Genomic DNA, 20,417 nt, shown 5'->3' on the forward strand with positions numbered 1-20,417 from the left:
CCCAACAAAGGTCATCATGGACAACGGCGCCTACCAAAAGTACAAACAAGAGAACCCCGACGTCTACACGCCGCTGTCGACCTACGACTACGTCGATCAGTTTGTCCACAAATTAACGAACGCTGAATTGGTGGTGTGTGTGGTGGCCGTGGTGTTGGCCGTGTTTGCTTTGTATAAAATTTTTGCCAAACGCAAAAACAAGCATTCCGACGACCACAAAGAATAACAAGGAAGAACCATGAGTGAAGTGCCAGAAACCGAATTACCAGAGCACGGCAACGACCCCTTTCGCACCCGTTGTGCCATGTTGGTGTCCATCTTGGCCATGTGTTTGGCCATTGCCAGCTTAGGCGGCAACAACGCTGCCAAAGAAAGCATGAGCAACAACATCTTGGCAGCCAACGCGTATTCGTTTTACCAAGCCAAAAACATCCGCCAGACCGACTACAAAATTGCGGCTGACGAATTGCGCATCCAAATTGCCAACGACAAGCTCTCGCCTGCCGCCAAAGCTTTGGCTGAGAAAAAGCTCGAAGCCTACGAAAAGAACATCGCCCGCTATGAGTCCGAGCCAGAGACTGGCGACGGCAAAAAAGAGTTGATGGAAAAAGCCAAAGCGCATGAACACGAGCGCGACATCGCTTTGCGCCAAGACCCATGGTTTGACTACGCAGAAGCCTTGTTGCAAATTGCCATCGTGCTGACCTCGGTGGCCATTCTGACTGGCGCACATGTGCTGTTCTGGGTGCCATGCGCCCTAGGTATCCTGGGCATTTTTTCAACGATCAACGGCTTTTTGCTTTTGATCTAAGCCCCTCACACACCACTCAAAGGCTCCTACTGGAGCCTTTTTAAATCACACCCATGACGACCCACATGACACACACCCACACTTCGCTGCTTGCCAAGATCTACAAGTGGTTGTTTGACCCAGAGTTCAAACACGGTTTTCACCATGTCGTCGAGCGCAGCATTGGATTTCTCATCGTCGCCAGCGTCATCGCGGTGTTGATTGAAAACACACCCGAGATTTACAACGCTCACACCGCATGGTTTCATTGGTTTGATGTGGTGACTGTGGGCATCTTCACAGCGGAATACCTGCTGCGTGTGGCCACTGCCCACGTCAACCCCGACTTTGCGGGCAAGTCTTTTCCGCGTTTGCGTTATGCATTCAGCTTTTACGCGTTGGTCGATTTGATCGCCATTGCCCCGTTCTACTTCGCACGCTTTGTCGATGTGGACGTGGAGATGTTGCGCGTTTTGCGAGTCATGCGACTGGCGCGAATGTTCAAACTCTCGCGCCAACTCATTCCTGCGTGGCATGAGTTTCAAGAACTCAATGCGGGACGCAGCTTGCGTGCCAAAGTGTTTGCCATGTTGGAGCCCACCGGCCACTCGGGTCGCTTGCACACCTACATTGACAACTTCATCGTGTTTTGGATTGCCTTGTCCATCACCTGTGTGGTGTTTGAGACCGTGGCGTCAGTGCATGCCTTGTTCGCCACCGAGTTCATGGTGATTGACGTAATTGCGTTCACCATCTTCACCCTCGAATACATCGCACGCGTCTACTCAGCGCCAGAGAACCCGAAATACAAACACCTGCGCATGCCGCATTGGGCCCATGTGCGCACGGGGCAAGCCATCATCGACTTGTTCACCATCTTGCCGTTCATCCTCGAGAGTTTGTTCAGCCAGCATTTGGATTTGCGTTTTTTGCGGGTCTTCCGCTTGATGCGCATGCTCAAACTCACGCGCTACACCTCGGCCATGGAAACGCTTTACAAAGTGGTGCTGCGCGAGTGGCAAATCATCTTTGCCTCGGTGTTCGTGATGATGCTATTGGTGGTGCTCACCGCCAGCTTGGGTTACTTGTTTGAGCACCCTGCACAACCCGACAAGTTCGAGAACATTCCCCAATCCATTTATTGGGCGGTGGTCACACTGGCCTCGGTGGGCTATGGCGACATCTCGCCCATCACTCCCATGGGCCGCGCACTTACCGTGGTGCTGGCGTTGCTGGGCATTGGTATTTTTGCCATCCCTGCCGGTTTGCTGGCGTCAGCCTTTACTGACCAATTGCGCATTGACCGCGATGCCTTCAAGCACCGCTTGATGATGGCTTTTGAAGACGGCTTGCTCGATGGCGCTGAACGCGAACTCATCGTGGCCGAAGCTGAGCGTTTGCACTTGTCGCATGAAGAAGTCAAGCGACTCACTGCAGAAGCCAAGGCCGAATTTGAAGCCAAAGCCACCGAACAACTCACCCAAGCCAATGGTTTGATACTCGACGCCAAAGCACACCCTCAACTCGCAGCGGCTCAGTTCAACCTCCTGGTCGCGCAGCTGGATTTGATTGCCCAAGCCACGGGCACCGACACACTGCGCCAGAGCCTGACCCACACCACAGGGGATGCAACAGCTGCGTTGGCGGTGCTGAACCTGTTGGATAAAAAGCCGAGCTGAGTGTCATGAGTTAACCCTGCGACAGCAGGGGTGCAGGTTTGCGTTTACCGTATCGCTATGACGCATTTTTACGAACCCAAAAACGGCCACGGCCTGCCCCACGACCCCTTCAACGCCATTGTTGGCCCTCGGCCCATTGGCTGGGTCTCGACCGTCAGTAATGACGGCGTGTTGAATCTTGCCCCTTACAGTTTCTTCACCGCGTTCAACTACATCCCACCCATCATTGGTTTTTCTAGCACCGGCCCCAAAGACTCTTTGCGCAACGTGCAAGAAAACGGCATGTTTGTGTGGAACCTAGTCACGCGCCCTTTAGCCGAAGCTATGAACCAAACCTGCGCACCTGTGGGTCCCGAGGTGAATGAGTTTGAATTGGCCGGTTTGAAGACCGCGCCCTCACGCGTGGTGGATGTGCCGCGTGTGGCCGACAGCCCTGTGTCGTTTGAATGCCGCAGCACGCAAATCATTCAGCTTGAAGGGCTGGACAAACAAAAAGTGCCCACATGGTTGGTGCTGGGTGAAGTGGTCGGTGTGCACATTGCCAGCCACTTACTCAAAGACGGTGTGTACGACACCGCCAACGCGGGCCACATTTTGCGTGGCGGCGGTCCAGCTGATTACTTCAGCATTGGGCCAGAGCAGCTGTTCAAGATGTCACGGCCACCCGCCTGAGGCTGACATCTCAGCTTACAGCATGCGCAGCACTTGCTTGGCGACTCATTTGCATTTCTCCTCGTCTAACTTTTTAAGCCCTACACCAGCAATACAAAAACTGTTGGCGTGTTCCCATAGGGGTGTTGTGTTCGGCTAGCTGGCTTCCCATCATCTGGAAGCCTTCGCCAAACTCATGATGCAAACTTTGATCGTCGTAGCGCACCACATCTAAACCACTGCACTGCAAAGGGCCGTCAGGTCCAAACGTCGCCATCAACACATAGCCGCCTGGCTTCACAGAACGTCGAACCAATTCAACATAGGCCTGTCTTGAGCAAGCGGCCCAAGACGTTGGCGTGTGAAGTCAATCGCTGTGGACGAGATGTCTAACACCGACACATCGACGTATTGGCGATGCAGCAGGTCATCCACCAAAGTGGACTCGCCACCACCAATGTCAATGATGGAGGCGGTGGCGTCGGGGCATAACTCTTGAATCAAACGCAACGACTCGCCCAAGTGAGGTGCATACCAACTCACCGCATCAAATGATTTTTGGCGATAGACGTTTTCCCAATGGTCAGATGTGTGCATGGTGCAATCCTGTTCAAAATCGATATTAGTCAATAATATTAGACACTACTTATTTAACAACCCGTGCCCACGCGCTTGCTAAGCGGCCCACAACGCCTGATATTTTTGACTGTCGCCATCGCGTTACACGTGGTGGTGGTCATTGGCGCGAGCCAACATTTGTTTGGCGTCAGACAAACTGCCAAGGTGCAAGAGCTAGAAGCCGAGGTGTTTTTCATCAAAGCCGAGCCACCACCTAGCGCTGCACCACAGATCGAGCAAACCATGTCGGCCATGGATGCCGACACGACCAAAGCCAAAGCCGAAAAAACACCTGCCACCCTGTCGGCCCCCTCAGCGCCTACCGCTGAAGAGTGGGCATTTGCCGCTCAGTACACCAATAAAAACAGCAAAGGCTATCGTCACAGCTGGGGCCAACAAGTGCGCAGCATGATGGGGACAGCGGTGGAGGGGCCCGATCAGGGTGAAGTGCGCTTTCGCATCGAAATAGCGCCCAACGGCACGCTGGCTCAACTGGATACTTTGTGGAGCACCTCGGCACTCGCAGAAAAACTGGCGCGCCAAGCGATTCAAAACATGCCGCCCTTGCCCCCTACACCCACTGGCAAGCCCCTGATTTTTGAAAAAACAATTTCGTTTTCGCCATTCGCATCAGATGGTGCGCCAAGCTACAAAGACGACTGCCTGCCCGACACACCGTCATTTAAAAATCCGTTCGCGTGGGACGGCAAATCTGAGCAAACCAAAACTCATAGCGAACCCCCGCAGCCCAAACTAGATGCAAAGGCCATGGAAGAGTGCTTGAGGCAATTACCGAAAGACTCCATCGAAGCTGAGATGACGCGTGACCAACGCGTGATGGACCAATGGGGCAGTTCTAAAACGGGGCGCTGAGAGAAGAGTGCATAAGGGCCACGCTATAGCGACGACTTGTCAAACGTCACATGAACACACAAGCCATGCGGCTGCGCAGCAGCAAGGGCAACACGCGCGCCCAGCAGCTTGGCATAGGTGCCCACAATCGCCAAGCCCAAACCCACGCCCGCTTTGAGCGCCTCGCCCGCTGCACCTTGCACCCAACGCTGGCTGATTTGCTGCAGCTTGTCGGGCGGTACACCCGCGCCGTTGTCAGTGACCGACAGCACCACGCTATAAGGCGTCGTCTCGACCGCAACGGTGATGTGGCTCTCGCCGTTGTGTGCACGGCCATAGCGCAGCGCGTTATCGATGAGGTTGTTCAAGATGCCTTCTATCAGCGCCGCATTGCCCTGCACGACCACCGCATGGTCAATGCCTTTGGCACCGAGGTCCACACCTGTGGCATCGGCCTTGGGCAAATACCGCAGCACGGCTTCGCCCACGAGTGCATCTAATGACACCGCAGTTTTTTCTAAATCTTGATGCGCTTCATCTGCCAAGGCCAGCGCCAGCAGCTGGTCGACCAAATGGCTAGCTCGCTCTTGGCTTTTAGCAATGCCGTGCAGCTGCTCGTGCCACACCTGTGGGTCGGTGTGGCGCAGGCCGTAGTCGGCCAAGGCGCGAATGCCTGCCAACGGTGTGCGCAGCTCGTGCGCCACATTGCCCGAGAACTCGCGCTGCGCTTGCACGCTAAAGGCAATGCGACCCAACAGCGCATTGATGGCTTGGCCCAAGCGCTGCACATCGTGGGTGGTGGCGGTCACGGGCACAGGTGTGAGGTCGCGCACGTCACGTTGACCCACTGCCGTTTCTAGCTCAGCTAGGGGTACCAAATCTTCTTCAATCGCGCGGTACAACCACGCAGCCAACAAACCCAACAACAGCACTTGGGGAATGACCGAGAAAGTCAGCAAGCGTTGCAACAAGCTGTCGCGGCTGGCCGTGGTTTGCGCCATCACCACATAAAAATCTGCCGGTTGTTGGCGGTGCACCGTCACGCTGCGCAGTGTGCGGCCTTGGTAATCCAACGCATCAAACATGGGCTTCAAGTCTTCTTGCAGCCGTGTGGGCCGCAGCCCTGGGTGCCCTGCCAACAGCGAGCCATCTGGGCGCAGCACCGCAAAATACAAAGTTTCGCTTTGGTCAAACAGCACGGTGCTCATCTCTTGCGCAGATAGGCTCAGTTCTAGGCCACCACCGCTGGCGTCATTGGCCCGGCGCACATGGCTGGCCACCAAATAAGCATCGTCTAACAAAGCACGGTCAAACGCCTGCTGCGCAAAGTACGAGGCAATGCCCACCACCAAAGCCGTACCCACCAACCAAGTGACAGCCAATGGAATCAACACATGGCGCAGCAGCCGGTTGCGCAACGAGGGTTTGCTTTGGGTCTGGCTCATGCCTGCTCTTCTAAAACATAGCCAATGCCGCGCAGGGTGCGAATGCACGCACCACTGTCAGCCAGCTTTTTGCGCAAGCGAGAAATAAAAGCTTCGAGTGCGTTGTCGCCCAAAGCTTCATCAAAGCCAGACAGCTTGTCAGACAACACGCGCTTGCTCACTGCTCGTCCCGGTGGTGTCATGAGCTCGCACAGCACTTCAAACTCACGGGCGGGTAAAGCCAAATCGGCGTCATTCACAAAGATGCGGCGCAGCTTGCGGTGCAGGCGCAGTTGGCCCACTTGCACCTCGTCGTCCACCCCTTGCGTGCGACGCACTAGGGCACGCAGGCGGGCTTCCACTTCGTCTAAATCAAAGGGCTTGCCCAGATAGTCGTCAGCGCCGGCATCTAGACCGGCTATGCGTTCGTCGGTGCGGTTGCGCGCCGTCAGCACCAGTACGGGTGTGCGGTCGCCACGCGCGCGTGCTTCGCGCAGGAGCTGCAGGCCGCTGCCTTGAGCCGCGTGGGCTTGGCCGTTCAAAGGCAGGTTGAGGTCCAGCAGCACGGCGTCATAGGCCTGCACTTGCCAAAAGTGTGCCGCCTCTTCCAAGTGGCTGGCGGCGTCCACGCGGTGCCCCGCATCGCCTAGGCTGCGCAGCATGACCGCTTGCAGCACGGCATCGTCTTCAATCAACAAGATTCGCACAAGGGTGACAGATGTAAAAGTTAAGTCAGGGGCTGGTCAGCCACGGTCAACGATAAACGTGGCATGAGCATACGACAGAACCTGCAAGCGCCCCTGCGCCAAGCCGCCGCCCTTTTCAACACGCCCACCAAACGCATCATCGCGGGGGGCAGTGCATTGGCCATCGCCGTGTTGGCCTATACCGTGCTCAACCCCACCCCCACAGCCAAACCACCCACACCCGAACCCATCGTGCAAGGCGAGCAGCTACGCTTTCCTGCAGGCCATCCACAAATTGCGCTGCTGGGCACAGTAGCGGCCAAAGCCGCTGAAAGCATCACCATCGAGCTGCCTGCCCGCTTGGTGTGGAACGAAGAACGCACCCAGCGCATCTACCCCGCGTTTGCGGGCCGCGTGCTGAGCCTGAATGCCGACATTGGCCAAAGCGTGAATGCAGGGCAAGTGCTGGCCACCCTCGCCTCGCCCGAGTTTGGTGCAGCCCAAGCCGACACTGCCAAAGCCATGGCCGATGCCCAAGTGGCCGAACGTGCGCTGGCACGCCACCAAACCTTGTTTGAAGCCGATGTGATTTCGCGCAAAGAACTCGACAGCACCGAAGCCGAAGCCCTGCGTGCCCGCGCCGAACTGGCCCGCGCCCAAGCCCGCACGCGCATGTATGGCAGCGCCCAAAACGTGAACCAACAACTGGGCCTAGCTGCCACCATCAAAGGTGTGGTGGTCGAGCGCAACCTGAGTGCGGGCCAAGAAGTGCGCCCCGACCAAGGCGGCCCCGGCAACCCAGCCCTGTTTGTGGTGAGCGACCCCAGCGTGCTGTGGGTGCAAATTGATGCACGCGAAGCCGATATTGCCTCGCTGCAGCCGGGCACCCAAATTTCATTGACCCTGCCCAACTACCCCGACCAAAGCTTTGACGCCAAGATCGCTGCCACGGGCGACTTCATTGACAGCAACACCCGCGCCATCAAAGTGCGCGCCGTGGTGGACAACGCCAAGCGTTTGCTCAAAGCCGAAATGCTGGGCACCGCCCGCATTCAACGCAAGCTAGCAGCCGGCGTACTTGTGCCCTCTAGCGCGGTGCAACTGCGCGGTGCTGAACACTGGGCCTATGTGCAAACCGAAGCCGGTGTGTATGAACCCCGCCGCGTGAAGCTGGGCTACGAAGGCATCAAAGAGGTGCTGATCGTCGAAGGCGTGCAAGCGGGTGAACAAATCGTCAAAGACAACGGCTTGCTGTTGGCACGCGAGTTCCGCATTGCCCAAGAAAACGCACACAAACCGGCAGAGCCCAAATGAAGCGCCTGATTCATTACGCGCTCAACCAGCCGCTTTTCATCTTGCTGGGCACGCTGCTGTTTGTCATGGCGGGCGTGTTTGCGTTCAAGAACTTATCGGTCGAAGCTTTTCCTGATGTGACCGACACGCAAGTGACGGTCATCTCGCTCTACCCCGGCCGTGCGGCTGAAGAGGTGGAGAAGCAAGTCACCCTGCCCATCGAAGTGGCGCTGGCGGGTTTGCCTAATTCGATTCGCGTGTTCTCGCACACGCAGTTTGGTTTGTCGTTCACCGTGGTCACGTACAACGACAACGCAGAAGTCAACCTCGTGCGTCAGCAAGTGAACGAACGCTTGCGCGGCATTCAACTGCCCGAAGGTGTGGAAGCGCAAATTGCGCCCAACGCCACACCTGTGGGCGAGATCATGCGCTACCGCCTGCGTGGCGATGGCCTGAACACCACCGAGCTACGCACCCTGCAAGACTGGACTGTGGAGCGCAGCATGCGCCAAGTGCCGGGTGTGGCCGATGTGGTGGCCATGGGCGGCTTCATCAAACAATACGAAGTGCAGCCCGACCTGCAAAAGCTCAGCCAGTTCAAGCTCACGCTGCAAGATTTATCTGAAGCATTGGGCCGTGGCAACAGCAACGCAGGCGGCAGCTATGTGACGCAAGGCGTACAGCAATACGCCATCCGTGGTTTGGGCTTGCTGCACTCGGCCGATGACATTGGTCGCGTGGTGGTGACTGCGCGTGGCAACACGCCCATCCTTGTGCGCGATGTGGCACACGTCACCATCGGGGCAGTGCCCCGCTTGGGCACCGTGGGTCAGGACATGGACGACGACGTGGTGACCGGCATCATCATCATGCGCAAAGGCGAAAACCCCAGCGTGGTGTTGAAGGGTGTGAAAGAACGCATTGAAGATTTGAACGCACGCGTGTTGCCTGCGGGCGTGCAGATCGTGCCGTTTTATGACCGCAGTTGGTTGATGGGCAAAACCCTCACCACTGTGTTTAAAAACTTGGTCGAAGGCGCTTTACTGGTGGCACTGGTGCTCTACTTGTTCTTGTCGAACATGCGCGCATCGTTGGCGGTGGTGGTGGTCATTCCGCTGTCGCTGCTGGCCACCTTCATGGGCCTGAAGATCATGGGCGTGCCTGCCAACTTGCTGAGCTTGGGCGCGATGGACTTTGGCATCATCGTGGACGGCGCGGTGATCGTGGTGGAAAACATCATGCACCGCTTGGCCGAACGTGGCGAAGGCATGAACGAGAAAGAGCGCCGCACCCTCATCACCGAAGCCACCAACGAAGTGGGCCGCCCTACGTTGTTCTCGATGCTCATCATCATCGCAGCGCACATTCCTATCTTTGCGCTGCAACGCCACGAAGGCCGCATCTTCCAGCCTATGGCTTTGTCGGTCACCACCGCGCTGGTGGGCTCGCTCATCTTTTCGCTCACCCTTGTGCCGCTGCTGGCGTATTGGATGTTGCGCAAAGGCATTCCCCACGGCGACAACGCGGTGGTGGCTTGGGCCAAACGCGTGTATGAACCTGTTTTGAATTGGTCCATCGCGCAGCCGCGCAAAGTGGTAACCATGGCGGTGTCCGGCTTCTTCCTCTCCATGTTGGTGGCCTCGCAACTGGGCTCTGAGTTTTTGCCTGAGTTGAACGAAGGCACGATTTGGGTGAACGTGCGTTTACCTGCCAGCATCTCCAACGACGAGGCAGCCAAGACATTGCACAACGTGCGCAAAGCTTTGATGACCGTGCCCGAGGTGCGCACCACCGTGTCTAAAGCGGGCCAGCCCGAAGACGGCACAGACCCCAAGACCATCAGCATGGCCGAGGTGTTTGTGGATGTGAAGCCACCCGAGCAATGGCGCAAAGGCCTGACGCGTGAACAACTGATTGAAGACATGGACCACGCCGTGTCGGTGTTGCCCGGCATGCAGCCCACGTTCTCACAGCCGATTCGCGACAACGTGCTCGAATCGATTTCGCAAATTGACGGCCAGATCGTCATCAAAATTTCAGGCGACGACTTGGATGTTCTGCGCAACACCACCGAGGCAGTAGAAAAAGAAATTCGCCATGTACGCGGTGTCTACCGCGCCGAGATTGACCGCCAAGGTGAACTACCTCAGCTGTTGATCGACATCGACCGCGAACGCGCCGCCCGCTTAGGTTTAAACGTGGGCGACATTGAAGACGTGATTGAAACCGCGTTAGCCGGCAAAGCCACCACCAACCTGTGGGAAGGCGAACGCCGCTTCACTGTGGCGGTGCGTTTGTCTGAACAGCGACGTGCCATGGTCAACCTCGACAGCATCTTGATCCCTACGCCCAACGGCGGCAGCACACCCCTCAGCAGCGTGGCCACCATTCGCGAAAGCAGTGGCGCGATGAACATCGCACGTGAAGCGGGCCGCCGCACCATGGCGATTGGCATATTCATCAAGGGCCGAGACATGGGCTCGATCGTGGCCGACATGAAAGACGCCGTGGCCAAGAAGGTGGAAATCCCCCGCAACTACGCACTCACCTGGTCGGGCGAATTTGAAAACCAAGAACGCGCCATGCAACGCTTGGCCGTAGTGGTGCCTATCTCACTGTTGCTGATCTTTGTGTTGTTGTTTGACGCGTTCAGCTCATTCAAAACCGCAGGTCTGATTTTGATCAACGTGCCTTTGGCTTTGATTGGCGGTTTTGTGGCGCTGTGGATTTTCAACATTCCGCTGTCGGTGTCTGCGGCCATTGGCTTCATCGCGCTGTCGGGCCAAGCGGTGCTGAATGGTGTGGTGATGTTGTCGGTGTTTCAGCAGCTGCGTAATGCAGGCTACACCGTGCTGGATGCTGTGAAAGAAGGTGCACTGCAGCGCCTGCGCACGGTGCTGATGACCGCCATGTTGGCCGCGCTAGGCTTGCTGCCCATGGCACTGAGCCGAGACATTGGGTCTGAGACCCAACGCCCCTTGGCCATTGTGGTAATTGGTGGCTTGGTCACGGCCACATTGCTAACTTTGGTGGTGTTGCCAGCCCTGTATGTGGCGTGGTTCTCCACACCTAAAAAAGAAACAACAGCTTAGTCCGCCGTGATCTTGGCGTTCAACACCACAGGTCGCCAACGCTTGATCTCGCGCTGAATCAGTTGGCCAAACGCCTCGGGCGTTGTCGGCGTTGCCGTTGCACCTTCGGTCTTGAGTCGGACCACCATTTCAGGCGTAGACAAATTGGCGTTGACGACTTGGTTGAGTTTTTGCACCACGGCTGTAGGAGTGCCCGCGGGCGCCACCAAGCCATACCATTGGTCGGCCTCGAACCCCTCCAAACCTTTCACGCCTGACTCAGCCAACGTGGGCACATCGGGCAATAAATCCAAACGTTTGGGGCTCGACACGGCAATGGCACGCAGCTTGCCGGCCTTCACCATCGGAACCAACGCGGGCGCACCCGTGAACACCATTTGAATTTGTCCGGCCACGGCATCGGTCACCGACGGTGCGGTGCCTCTGTAGGGCACATGCACCACAAAGGTTTGGGTCGACAGTTTGAAATATTCCATCGCCAAATGCGCGGCACTGCCATTGCCACCCGAGCCGTAATTGACTTTGCCTGGATTGGCTTTGAGGTACTTCACCAACTCGGTCACGTTGTTAGCTGGCACTGATGGATGAATGGCCAACACGTTAGGTACCTTGGCCACCCAAGCCACCGGGGCAAAAGACTTCACAGGGTCATAAGGCAAGTTGGGATATACCGAGGGTGCAACAGCCAAAGTGCCGACATGGCCCATCAACAAGGTGTAGCCGTCGGGGGCGGCCTTAGACGCGCGGTCCGCACCGATAGTGCCGCCAGCACCTGGCACGTTTTCAATCACCACGGCCGCACCCGTGCTCTCAGTAATTTTTTGGCCGATGGTGCGCGCCAACACATCAGGGCTGCCACCAGGCGTGAACGGCACGATGATGCGAATTGGCTTGCTGGGATACGTTGGCTCGGCCCATGCAGTCGAAGCGGCCAAGGTGGCGAGCGCTATTAAAAACGTCGATCGTTTCATCATCCAACTCCAAGTGTTATGCGCACAGATGCTACAACGGTACAGCATCAGACCAATACAAACGCTGTGGGTTATGTGACAGCACTTGGTCCAGGTGCTCGTGGCCAACCCAGGTTTCAAGCGAAGCAAATAAGTCCGGGTAACTCGCCAGTTGCTCATGGTTGGTGCAAGGCCAATCACTCCCCCAAAGCAAAGCCGAAGGTCCGAGTTCGTGCAACCAAATACGAGCAAGATTTAAAGCATCTACGCCGCCTAGGCGGTATGCGCCACTGAGCTTGACATAGGTGGGCACATGTTTCGTACGGGCAATCAAAGCAGCCACGCTGGCATCCATTGCGTGTGCTTCGTTGGGTTTGCCCATGTGATCCACCACCAGTGGCATGTCGGTTGGCAACTGCGCCAACACCTTGGGTAAGCCGCCTTGATCGGTATGCACTTCAAGATGCCAACCCAGTTGGTGCATCGTGTGCCACACAGGTTCAGCCTGTGTCCACTCGGGTATGTCATGCGAGATGCCTGCCAAATTCAAACGCAGCCCCCGCACACCCACCGCATGCAAAGCCTCTAACACTTCGACATCTGCGGTGGCAGCCACCACAGCCACACCACGCAAAACATCCGAGTGCGTTTTGAGGGCGCTCACCATCAGGCTGTTGTCGATGCCTAAAAAGCTGGGCTGCACCCAAACGCCACGTGTCACACCCACGCCTTGCGCAAGCGCTATCCAGTCTTGCAGTGCGGCGGTGTAGTGCGGCACGTAGCGCGCGCCCTTGACAGCCACACCTGCATGGAACACATGAAAGTGGGTGTCCACCCAGTTTTTTGACGGTTGTGAATTCATGGTGTACATTCTAGTCCTCTAGATGTCTAGTTTATAAATGAACACCGCACGTCTCACCTACACCCCAGGCCAAAGCCGTTATGGCAAGCTGGCCTTGGCCTTGCGCGACCGCATCTTGCAAGGCGAATGGACGCCGGGCGAAGTGATTCCAGCTGAATCCAGTTTGGCGCAAAGCTACGGTGTGGCACTGGGCACCATTCGCCAAGCACTGGCCCTACTGGTGGAAGACGGCGTGCTGCAACGCCGTCACGGCAAAGGCACCTTTGTCACCAAAGGCGTGGATGGCGCATCGATGATGCGTTTCTTTCGCTTTCGAGGCGTGGACGACGCCAGCAGCGAAGCCCCACAGTCACGCATTTTGTCTAGCCGCCTGCGCACGGCCACCACACAAGAAGCCAATGCTTTTGGCATCGCAAAAGCAGCGCAGGTGCTGCAACTCGAACGCCTGCGCAGCATCGGCAACGAACCCTGCTTACTAGAAACCATCGTGTTGCCACTGCCGCTGTTTGGCAAGTTGGTGGATTCCGACACGGATGCGTGGGACGACTTGCTCTACCCCATGTTTCAACAACGCTGCGGCGTGGTGATTCAAAAAACACAAGACAGCTTGAGCTTTTCACAGCTCAACGCCACCCAAGCCAAACGCCTCAAGCTCGCCCCCGCGCACCCCTGCGTGCTGGTGGAACGCCATGCGTTTGACATGGCTGGCCGCTGCGTCGAGTTACGCACTACGCGTGGCGATGCTTTTTCGTTCAAGTACAACACCCAATTGCAGTAAGCCCCATAAGACAAAGGAGACAGACCATGACAAAACGTACCCAAACCAACCGCCGCCACGCCCTGCAAACGCTGGCGTTAACAACGCTCGCATTGAGTGTTATTGCACCGGCTGCCAATGCGCAAGGCGCATTCCCCAACAAGCCCATCACCTTGGTCGTCACATACCCACCGGGCGGTGGTGCAGATGCCATGGCGCGCTTAATCGCTCCCAAGATGGGTGAAGCACTGGGCCAAGCCGTCATCATCGAAAACAAACCGGGTGCCAGCGGACAAATTGGCGCTTCGGCCGTTGCCAAAGCTGCACCCGATGGTTACACCTTGATGTTGGATGCGTCCTCGTTCTCAGCCAACCCCGCCCTTTACCCCAAGCTGCCATATGACAGCCTCAAAGCCTTCAAGCCGATTGGTGTGGTGGCCTTGTTCCCCAACGTGGTCTTGGTCAATGCCAACTTCCCTGCCAAAAATATTGCTGAGTTAACTGCTGCTGCACGCAAGACAAAAGACGCAGTGTCATATGCCTCATCGGGCAACGGCTCGGCCCAACACCTAGCAGGCGCTTTGTTTGAATCAGCTGCCAAGGTGGACATGGTGCACGTGCCCTACAAAGGTGGCGGCCCCGCACTGAATGATGTGATTGGCGGCCAAGTGCCTTTGTTCTTTGGCAACCTCGCATCGACCTTGCAACACGTGCAATCGGGCAAGCTCAAAGGATTGGCAGTGACATCTGCCAAGCGCTCGCCCATCTTGCCCGATGTGCCTACATTGGCTGAGTCAGGTTTGAAAGGTGCAGAAATTTACGAATGGAATGCGGTGTTCGCGCCCGCCAACACACCCGAACCTGTGGTGGCCAAACTGGCCGCTGCGTTTCAACAAGCGCTAGAGTCACATGAAGTGAAAGCACGCGTGGCACAACTGGGTGGTGACATTCAAAAAGGTTCACCCGATGAGGCCAAGAAATTCATCGACCAACAAATCAACCAGTGGAGTCGCGTGATCAAAGAACGTGGCATCACCACCGAATAACCCCTGAAAAGAAAACAGTGAACCACTTCGACACATCCGCACTCACACGTCGCCAACTCTTGGCCAGCACCGCAGCTTCTGCTCTGGCTTTGTCACCCACTTTCTCACAAGCACAAGCTGCATGGCCTAGCAAACCTTTGCGTTTGGTTGTGCCTTTCGCACCGGGCGGTAGCTCTGAAATCGTGGCACGCGCCTTGGCGGGTGAGATGGGCAAGACGATCGGTCAAAGCGTGTTTGTGGACAACAAACCCGGCGCGGCTGGCAACATTGCCATGCAAGAAGTGGCCAACTCGACCGACGAGCACACCCTCATCTTGGGCCACATTGGCACCTTGGCTGTGAACCCCTATATCTTTCCTAAGCTGTCGTATGACCCAGCGAAAGACTTCACGCCCATCACGTTAATTTCTAAAGTACCCAGCTTGTATGTGGTGCACCCAGACTTGCCCGTGAAGAACCTCAAAGAGTTTGTGGCTTACGCCAAAGCCAACCCAGGCAAACTCAACTACGGCTCTGCAGGCAACGGCAGCGCGGGCCACTTGGCGTTTGAATACCTCAAGATGGTGTCAGACACCTTCATCTTGCACGTGCCCTACCGCGGTACAGGACCCATGTTGACCGACCTGATGGCGGGCCGCTTAGATGCAGCTGCTGTCGGCGCACCAGCGCTGCTGCAATTCATCAAAGCGGGCAAGCTGCGTTGCATTGCCACGGGCACCAGCACACGTTTGCCTCAGTTGCCCGATGTGCCCACCGTGGCTGAGCAAGGCTTTAAGGGCTTTGAGATGACGCAGTGGTACGGCCTGATGGCCCCTAGCAAAATGGCCAAAGCCAACATCGACAAGTTAGAGAAAGAAGCTATTGCCGCTGCGCGCAGCAAGATCGTGAATGACAAACTCAGCCAAGACACCGCACTGGCCGTGGGCAACACGCGCGCCGAGTTTGAAGCTTTCATCAAAGTCGAACAAGCGCGTTGGAAGCCCGTCATCGCGCGGGCACAAATCAAGCCTGAAGGCGTTTAACAAAAAAGCCACCCAAGGGTGGATTTTTCTTTGGCTGTGAATTCGCTTATTTGATGAAGCGAATTTGTTGGTTGATGCGCTCAAGAATCGGTTTCTTCTTTTCGTTGAACACCGCTTTGTTTTCTTCAATCAAGTTTTTACCTTTGGTGTCAATCGAGATGATCAAGGGGCCAAACTCTTTCACGCGGTTGACCCACAAGGTTTCGGGCATGCCTAGGTCAGTCCACTCTGCGGCTTCAATCTTCTCCACTTGCGTGGCGGCCAACACAGCGCAGCCGCCTGGGAAGATGGCATGCACCGCTTTGTTTTCCATGCAGCCCGCTTGTGTTTCAGGGCCCATGCCGCCCTTACCCACAATCAATTTAACGCCAGTGCGTTTGATGAATTCCTTTTCAAACTTTTCCATGCGCATGCTGGTGGTGGGGCCAATGGACACCATTTCGTATTCGCCGTTTTCTTTTTGGCGCACGATGGGGCCCGCATGAAAAATCGCGCCGCCTTCTAAGTTGACGGGCAGCTCGCGGCCCAGCTCAATCAATCGGCGGTGCGCTACATCGCGGCAAGTGACCAGCGTACCTGTGAGGTACACCACGTCACCGATGTTCAACGACTCCAGGTCTTCGTCTTTGATGGGGGTGGTGAGAATTTTCTTCACAGCGTGAATCCTTTGTGCGAAATGATTTCGTAAGACATATCGGCATTGATCTTGATCTTGCCGCGACGGTGCGCCCAGCAGCCGGTGGATACCGCCACACCAATGGTGGATGGGTGACGTGCAGATGACTCGATGTTCACGCCCATCACACTGTTGTTACCCGTCAAGCCTTGAGGGCCCAAGCCCAATTCGTTTAAGCCATCGGTCAACAGCTCTTCCATCAAGGCGGCGTTGTCGTTGCTGTGGCGCGAGGTCACGGGGCGAAGAATGGCTTTCTTCGACAAACGTGCCGCGGTTTCAGCCGAGGTAGACACCCCCACACCAACCAACAAAGGTGGGCAAGCATTCACACCGCGTGAGGTGATGACGTCAAACACAAACTCGGCCACACCTTCGTAGCCTTGGCCGGGCATCAATACTTTGGCGGCACCCGGCAAGGTGCAACCGCCACCTGCCATGTACACATCGATGATGACGCTGTCGTCACCGGGCACGATTTCCCAATCGAGCCATGGAATTTTTGAACCGGTGTTGGTGCCTGTGTTTTTCTCGACAAAGGTCTCCACCGCGTTGTGGCGCAGTGGGCCGTCTTTGGTAGCGCCTTGTGTGGCGCCCAACAAAATTTCTTCCAGCTCACCCAACAATGGAAAGTTAGAACCTGCGGTGAGGAAGTATTGAATGACGCCGGTGTCTTGGCAGCTCGGGCGGTCTAACTTGTCGGCGGCGTCTTGGTTTTGACGCATGGACTCGTACACCTCTTTGGCCAAGAAGTTGACTTCTTTCTCACGCAACTCACCCAGCTTTTCGGTCACGTCGGTGGGCAAGCGCTTGCCGATGTATGACGTGAACTTCGCCATCACATGGGTCAGGTCTGCTACTGCTGTTTCTTTGTTCACGGGGAACTCCTTTGGTAAATGGGTGGGCGCTCAGTCGAGCGTGACCTTGCCTGCTTTGACTAAGCCAGCAAACTTTTCGGTTTCTTCTTTGATTTGTTTGGCCATCTCGTCGGGCTTGTTGCCGATGGGCTCTGCGCCGATGTCAAACATTTGCTTTTTAAACTCGGGCGTGTGGATGATCTTTACCACTTCTGCGTTGAGTTTGGTCACCACATCTTTAGGGGTAGCTGCAGGCGCAAGCAAGCCAAACCATGTGCCAATGGCAATGCCAGGCACACCCGCCTCTTGCAACGTTGGCACATTGGGCAACGTGGAAGAACGCTTGGCAGTGGTCACAGCCAACGGTTTCAACTTACCTTCTTTGATGAAGGGCAACACAGGTGTGACAGTGTCAAACGACATGTCTACTTGACCACCCAACAAGTCGGTTGTCAACGGCGCGCTGCCTTTGTAGGGCACATGCAAAATTTGAGCACCCGAAACAACTTGAAATTGTGTGCCAATCATGTGCTGCGCAGTACCGTTGCCGTTAGAGCCATAGGCCAACTTATCAGGCGTGGCCTTACCTGCGGCGACGAGGTCTTTCACACTGTTGTAAGGCGACTTGGCATTGACCACCAACACGTTGGGCACCAAGGCCACGGTAGTAATGGGTGCGAAGTCTTTGTCGAAGTTGTAGGTCAGGCCCTTGTACACACTGGTGGCAATGGTGTGGTGCACCGCGCCCATCAGCAAGGTGTAGCCATCCGCATTGGCCTTGGCCACTTGTGCAGCCCCCAAAGTGGCACCTGCACCGGGCTTGTTTTCAACGATGACGGTCTGACCCAAATTCGCCGAAAGCTTGGTGGATACCGCACGGGCCAGTACGTCCGTAGTGCCACCCGGTGGGAACGGCACAACGATGGTGATGGTCTTGGTGGGCCACGCTTGGGCTTGCGCCAAACCTGCTATGCCGCACATAGCGGCAACCAAAATTTGTTTTTTAAATGTGTTCAACATGGTTGTCTCCTTTATTTGATGGAAACAACTGTAAATATTTGAAGGGTAAAAGTTCAGCGCTATATTCAAAGCATTGTTAACCTAAAGCTAAAAATATGACCAAGCTCATCAGCCCTGCCGACTTAGGCTTTTTCATCGCACTGGCCAACGCAGGCTCGCTCAGTGCAGCAGCGCGCGAACAAGGCATTTCTACCGCAGCGGTCAGCCGCCACTTGGGGTTGATGGAATCACGCTTAGGCATTCCGCTGGTCAACCGCACCACACGGCGCATGGGCCTCACGCCCGAGGGCGAGGTGTATTTGGACTACGCCCGCAAAATCATGGGCGACATCGAAGGCCTTGAAACTCACTTGCTGGGTGCCACTGCGGCACCGCAAGGCCTGCTGCGCGTCAACGCCACCTTGGGCTTTGGCCGTAGCCATATTGCGCCACTCATTTCGCAGTTCACACGCCTGCACCCCAAGGTAGATGTGCAGTTGCAGCTCTCGGTCAACCCACCGCCCAGTGGCGACGATGCATTTGACATTTGCTTTCGCTTTGGCAACCCACCCGACTCGCGCTCGATCGCGCGCTTCATTGCCGCCAACCAACGCGTGGTGGTGGCCTCGCCTGCGTACTTGAAAAAATTTGGCACACCCAAAACACCGTCGGAGTTGGTGAAGCACAACTGCATTGGCATACGCCAAGGCGACGAAGCCTATGGCCTGTGGCGCTTCACCACCGCCAAGGGCAAAGCCAAAGAGCAACAAACCGAGAGCGTGAAAATTCGCGGCAACCTCACCACCAACGATGGCGGTGTGGCGTTGAACTGGGCACTCGACGGCCACGGCGTGCTGCTACGCGCGCAATGGGATGTGGATAAATATGTGCAGTCCGGCAAACTGGTGCAGCTGCTACCCAGCTACAACAGCCCCGATGCCGACATATATGCCATCTACGCAGAACGCCACCGCACCTCGGTGCGGGTAAAAGCGTTGATTGATTTTGTAGCGGCAGCGTTTAAGCGCTGAAAAACTCTTTGATTTTAAAAAGTCACACACGGTCAAGCCAAGCCAAATCAAAAAGAATAGGTTGAGCTGCCGACTGAATTTTTGAAAAATACTCAAACTCATCAGCTGGGCAAAAAATAAAAAGAACCTCACACAATTCGAAAGATAAGTCGTTCGGTACACGCCACTCTCTTTCATGAGTTGCATCAAAACCATCATGAATGATGTTTACAAATGGGTGCAGCTCAACTGGAATGAAGTTGTACACAAATCGTGCATAAACCTCTTCATTACAAACGAAACTCTTCTTTAGCAAAGATTCGCGAATGTTGAGACATGGATTTGCCCCTTTTGAAAAGAGCAAATCTCTATCAAATGCAATACCGTATTTAGCATTAAACATGTCCCGATGCGCTTTCAACCCTGAAAGGGTACTTTCAGTAAAGCACACAGCCTTGGTATGACTTGAACCATTGAATGTTCTGGTTACTGGATTAAAAATCTTCGGGGCTGCTGCGCTGTACCAACCTGAATTCGATGCTTTCAGCAGAGGTTTTTGATGAGCCCCAACGAAATCGAGAATCGAAGAAAGAATTTTTTTAGCTTCATCATCATTCTTATCGTCGTTTTGACGTATCAAATGCGTCAACAAAAAAGAGCAATCCGTGCTCAGACGCGCAAGTTCCTTTGCAACACAAGCTGTTGTTTGGGGCATTTAAAAAGTCCTTCTGAATCAACAATGTAATTTCTAAAAATTGAACGTAAATTAAGAGCACTCACCCCGAAACAAAGCCCACTCCTCGCACACCTTGCCCGAGGGCAATTGGCACATGCCAAATTCGTCTTGCGGGGTGCGTTTGATGATCAGCTTGCCGCCTGCGTTGATGCAGTTGACCGACGCGGGGTTGGCCATTTCGGCGACGGGAACATGGGGCTTGTCAGACGGTGAGCAGGCGCAGCTGGCTAGGGCGAGGGCGCAGAGGGTGGCAATTTGCGGCAGATGCATGTCAATTAACCGTCATGTATTCGTTTATTCAATTTAAGTTAATTCTATTGTGTCGATATATAGACGGTTAGCAGGCTCATGGTTTGCGCCCAGCCATCCAGTATGCTCACTGACTTACGCAAATATTTAGCCCGTTTTTTCGCCCGTTCC

Annotated in this window: 22 protein-coding genes; 11 read left to right on the forward strand and 11 right to left on the reverse strand. The window is 55.6% G+C overall.

The annotated features are described in order from the left end of the window. Positions 1-16 precede the first annotated feature (16 nt). The 4 genes from C5F52_RS00560 to C5F52_RS00575 all read left to right on the forward strand — a co-directional run bounded on the left by C5F52_RS00560 (position 17) and on the right by C5F52_RS00575 (position 3,141). Complete coding sequence (locus C5F52_RS00560; RefSeq protein WP_104796393.1) at positions 17-226, forward strand: hypothetical protein; 210 nt, start codon at positions 17-19, stop codon at positions 224-226. A 12-nt stretch (positions 227-238) separates the two neighbouring features. Further along, positions 239-811, forward strand: a complete 573-nt coding sequence (locus C5F52_RS00565) for a DUF4337 domain-containing protein (RefSeq protein ID WP_104796394.1) — start codon at positions 239-241, stop codon at positions 809-811. Between the two features lie 65 nt (positions 812-876). Next, positions 877-2,469 (forward strand): ion transporter, encoded by a 1,593-nt coding sequence (locus C5F52_RS30345; RefSeq protein ID WP_161499629.1) that lies wholly within the window; start codon positions 877-879, stop codon positions 2,467-2,469. A 57-nt stretch (positions 2,470-2,526) separates the two neighbouring features. Continuing rightward, a complete protein-coding gene (locus C5F52_RS00575) occupies positions 2,527-3,141 on the forward strand; it encodes a flavin reductase family protein (protein ID WP_104796396.1) in 615 nt (204 codons plus the stop codon). A 73-nt stretch (positions 3,142-3,214) separates the two neighbouring features. Here the strand turns inward: C5F52_RS00575 and C5F52_RS30395 are convergent, their stop codons facing one another. Both C5F52_RS30395 and C5F52_RS30400 read right to left on the reverse strand, forming a co-directional pair. Next, positions 3,215-3,436, reverse strand: coding sequence for a hypothetical protein (locus tag C5F52_RS30395; RefSeq protein ID WP_369951832.1), 222 nt, complete (start codon positions 3,434-3,436; stop codon positions 3,215-3,217). Beyond that, positions 3,418-3,717: a hypothetical protein gene (locus C5F52_RS30400; protein WP_369951833.1), complete on the reverse strand. Its 300-nt coding sequence runs from the start codon at positions 3,715-3,717 to the stop codon at positions 3,418-3,420. Before C5F52_RS30400 ends, C5F52_RS30395 begins: the two co-directional genes overlap by 19 nt. A gap of 105 nt (positions 3,718-3,822) precedes the next feature. Between C5F52_RS30400 and C5F52_RS00585 the strand changes: the two genes are divergently transcribed. Continuing rightward, entirely contained in the window at positions 3,823-4,611 is a 789-nt protein-coding gene (locus C5F52_RS00585; protein WP_236657669.1) for an energy transducer TonB, read from the forward strand. A 23-nt stretch (positions 4,612-4,634) separates the two neighbouring features. Here the strand turns inward: C5F52_RS00585 and C5F52_RS00590 are convergent, their stop codons facing one another. Then, the gene (locus C5F52_RS00590) at positions 4,635-6,035 is read right to left on the reverse strand and encodes a sensor histidine kinase (RefSeq protein WP_104796397.1); all 1,401 of its coding nucleotides are present in this window, start codon (positions 6,033-6,035) and stop codon (positions 4,635-4,637) included. Continuing rightward, positions 6,032-6,721 (reverse strand): response regulator transcription factor, encoded by a 690-nt coding sequence (locus C5F52_RS00595; RefSeq protein WP_104796398.1) that lies wholly within the window; start codon positions 6,719-6,721, stop codon positions 6,032-6,034. Before C5F52_RS00595 ends, C5F52_RS00590 begins: the two co-directional genes overlap by 4 nt. A 63-nt stretch (positions 6,722-6,784) precedes the next feature. On the opposite strand from C5F52_RS00595, the gene C5F52_RS00600 reads away from it, so the two are divergent. Next, entirely contained in the window at positions 6,785-8,014 is a 1,230-nt protein-coding gene (locus C5F52_RS00600; protein ID WP_104796399.1) for an efflux RND transporter periplasmic adaptor subunit, read from the forward strand. Beyond that, on the forward strand, positions 8,011-11,085 hold the full coding sequence (locus C5F52_RS00605; RefSeq protein ID WP_104796400.1) for an efflux RND transporter permease subunit: 3,075 nt from the start codon (positions 8,011-8,013) through the stop codon (positions 11,083-11,085). Before C5F52_RS00600 ends, C5F52_RS00605 begins: the two co-directional genes overlap by 4 nt. Here C5F52_RS00605 and C5F52_RS00610 read toward each other — a convergent pair. Together C5F52_RS00610 and C5F52_RS00615 are read right to left on the reverse strand one after the other, a co-directional pair. Then, positions 11,082-12,059 carry a tripartite tricarboxylate transporter substrate binding protein gene (locus C5F52_RS00610; protein ID WP_104796401.1) on the reverse strand — a complete coding sequence of 326 codons (978 nt, stop codon included), beginning with the start codon at positions 12,057-12,059 and terminating at the stop codon, positions 11,082-11,084. The genes C5F52_RS00605 and C5F52_RS00610 overlap by 4 nt on opposite strands. 28 nt (positions 12,060-12,087) lie before the next feature. Next, positions 12,088-12,897, reverse strand: coding sequence for an amidohydrolase (locus tag C5F52_RS00615; protein WP_236657670.1), 810 nt, complete (start codon positions 12,895-12,897; stop codon positions 12,088-12,090). 37 nt (positions 12,898-12,934) lie between these two features. Between C5F52_RS00615 and C5F52_RS00620 the strand changes: the two genes are divergently transcribed. Genes C5F52_RS00620 through C5F52_RS00630 form a run of 3 tightly spaced genes read left to right on the forward strand, consistent with a single transcriptional unit; the run spans position 12,935 to position 15,722 of the window. Then, positions 12,935-13,675 carry a GntR family transcriptional regulator gene (locus C5F52_RS00620; RefSeq protein WP_104796403.1) on the forward strand — a complete coding sequence of 247 codons (741 nt, stop codon included), beginning with the start codon at positions 12,935-12,937 and terminating at the stop codon, positions 13,673-13,675. A 26-nt stretch (positions 13,676-13,701) separates the two neighbouring features. Then, positions 13,702-14,700, forward strand: coding sequence for a tripartite tricarboxylate transporter substrate binding protein (locus tag C5F52_RS00625; RefSeq protein ID WP_104796404.1), 999 nt, complete (start codon positions 13,702-13,704; stop codon positions 14,698-14,700). Positions 14,701-14,717: 17 nt separating this feature from the next. Continuing rightward, positions 14,718-15,722 (forward strand): tripartite tricarboxylate transporter substrate binding protein, encoded by a 1,005-nt coding sequence (locus C5F52_RS00630; protein ID WP_104796405.1) that lies wholly within the window; start codon positions 14,718-14,720, stop codon positions 15,720-15,722. A 46-nt stretch (positions 15,723-15,768) separates the two neighbouring features. On the opposite strand, the gene ttdB is transcribed toward C5F52_RS00630, so the two are convergent. Genes ttdB through C5F52_RS00645 form a run of 3 tightly spaced genes read right to left on the reverse strand, consistent with a single transcriptional unit; the run spans position 15,769 to position 18,272 of the window. Beyond that, entirely contained in the window at positions 15,769-16,377 is a 609-nt protein-coding gene (ttdB, locus tag C5F52_RS00635; RefSeq protein WP_104796406.1) for a L(+)-tartrate dehydratase subunit beta, read from the reverse strand. Then, positions 16,374-17,273: a L(+)-tartrate dehydratase subunit alpha gene (gene ttdA, locus C5F52_RS00640; RefSeq protein ID WP_104796407.1), complete on the reverse strand. Its 900-nt coding sequence runs from the start codon at positions 17,271-17,273 to the stop codon at positions 16,374-16,376. Before ttdA ends, ttdB begins: the two co-directional genes overlap by 4 nt. A gap of 30 nt (positions 17,274-17,303) precedes the next feature. After that, the gene (locus C5F52_RS00645; RefSeq protein ID WP_104796408.1) at positions 17,304-18,272 is read right to left on the reverse strand and encodes a tripartite tricarboxylate transporter substrate binding protein; all 969 of its coding nucleotides are present in this window, start codon (positions 18,270-18,272) and stop codon (positions 17,304-17,306) included. Between the two features lie 95 nt (positions 18,273-18,367). Here C5F52_RS00645 and C5F52_RS00650 point away from each other — a divergent pair, with 95 nt between their 5' ends. After that, positions 18,368-19,282 (forward strand): LysR family transcriptional regulator, encoded by a 915-nt coding sequence (locus C5F52_RS00650; RefSeq protein WP_104796409.1) that lies wholly within the window; start codon positions 18,368-18,370, stop codon positions 19,280-19,282. 22 nt (positions 19,283-19,304) lie between these two features. Here the strand turns inward: C5F52_RS00650 and C5F52_RS00655 are convergent, their stop codons facing one another. Beyond that, positions 19,305-19,976 carry a hypothetical protein gene (locus C5F52_RS00655; protein ID WP_104796410.1) on the reverse strand — a complete coding sequence of 224 codons (672 nt, stop codon included), beginning with the start codon at positions 19,974-19,976 and terminating at the stop codon, positions 19,305-19,307. 51 nt (positions 19,977-20,027) lie between these two features. Then, positions 20,028-20,267 (reverse strand): DUF333 domain-containing protein, encoded by a 240-nt coding sequence (locus C5F52_RS00660; RefSeq protein WP_104796411.1) that lies wholly within the window; start codon positions 20,265-20,267, stop codon positions 20,028-20,030. Between the last annotated feature and the right edge of the window lie 150 nt (positions 20,268-20,417).

It is taken from the genome of Limnohabitans sp. TS-CS-82, assembly GCF_002943475.1.

What these genes read in the sequence shown, in the direction of transcription:
- C5F52_RS00590 (WP_104796397.1), bottom strand. Translation starts at nt 6,035, where the DNA reads ATGAGCCAGACCCAAAGCAAACCCTCGTTGCGCAACCGGCTGCTGCGC.
- C5F52_RS30345 (WP_161499629.1), top strand. Translation starts at nt 877, where the DNA reads ATGACACACACCCACACTTCGCTGCTTGCCAAGATCTACAAGTGGTTG.
- C5F52_RS00660 (WP_104796411.1), bottom strand. Translation starts at nt 20,267, where the DNA reads ATGCATCTGCCGCAAATTGCCACCCTCTGCGCCCTCGCCCTAGCCAGC.
- C5F52_RS00575 (WP_104796396.1), top strand. Translation starts at nt 2,527, where the DNA reads ATGACGCATTTTTACGAACCCAAAAACGGCCACGGCCTGCCCCACGAC.
- C5F52_RS00625 (WP_104796404.1), top strand. Translation starts at nt 13,702, where the DNA reads ATGACAAAACGTACCCAAACCAACCGCCGCCACGCCCTGCAAACGCTG.
- C5F52_RS00620 (WP_104796403.1), top strand. Translation starts at nt 12,935, where the DNA reads ATGAACACCGCACGTCTCACCTACACCCCAGGCCAAAGCCGTTATGGC.
- C5F52_RS00615 (WP_236657670.1), bottom strand. Translation starts at nt 12,897, where the DNA reads ATGAATTCACAACCGTCAAAAAACTGGGTGGACACCCACTTTCATGTG.
- C5F52_RS00650 (WP_104796409.1), top strand. Translation starts at nt 18,368, where the DNA reads ATGACCAAGCTCATCAGCCCTGCCGACTTAGGCTTTTTCATCGCACTG.
- C5F52_RS00600 (WP_104796399.1), top strand. Translation starts at nt 6,785, where the DNA reads ATGAGCATACGACAGAACCTGCAAGCGCCCCTGCGCCAAGCCGCCGCC.
- C5F52_RS00560 (WP_104796393.1), top strand. Translation starts at nt 17, where the DNA reads ATGGACAACGGCGCCTACCAAAAGTACAAACAAGAGAACCCCGACGTC.
- C5F52_RS00655 (WP_104796410.1), bottom strand. Translation starts at nt 19,976, where the DNA reads ATGCCCCAAACAACAGCTTGTGTTGCAAAGGAACTTGCGCGTCTGAGC.
- C5F52_RS00565 (WP_104796394.1), top strand. Translation starts at nt 239, where the DNA reads ATGAGTGAAGTGCCAGAAACCGAATTACCAGAGCACGGCAACGACCCC.
- C5F52_RS00605 (WP_104796400.1), top strand. Translation starts at nt 8,011, where the DNA reads ATGAAGCGCCTGATTCATTACGCGCTCAACCAGCCGCTTTTCATCTTG.
- C5F52_RS00610 (WP_104796401.1), bottom strand. Translation starts at nt 12,059, where the DNA reads ATGATGAAACGATCGACGTTTTTAATAGCGCTCGCCACCTTGGCCGCT.
- C5F52_RS00645 (WP_104796408.1), bottom strand. Translation starts at nt 18,272, where the DNA reads ATGTTGAACACATTTAAAAAACAAATTTTGGTTGCCGCTATGTGCGGC.
- C5F52_RS30400 (WP_369951833.1), bottom strand. Translation starts at nt 3,717, where the DNA reads ATGCACACATCTGACCATTGGGAAAACGTCTATCGCCAAAAATCATTT.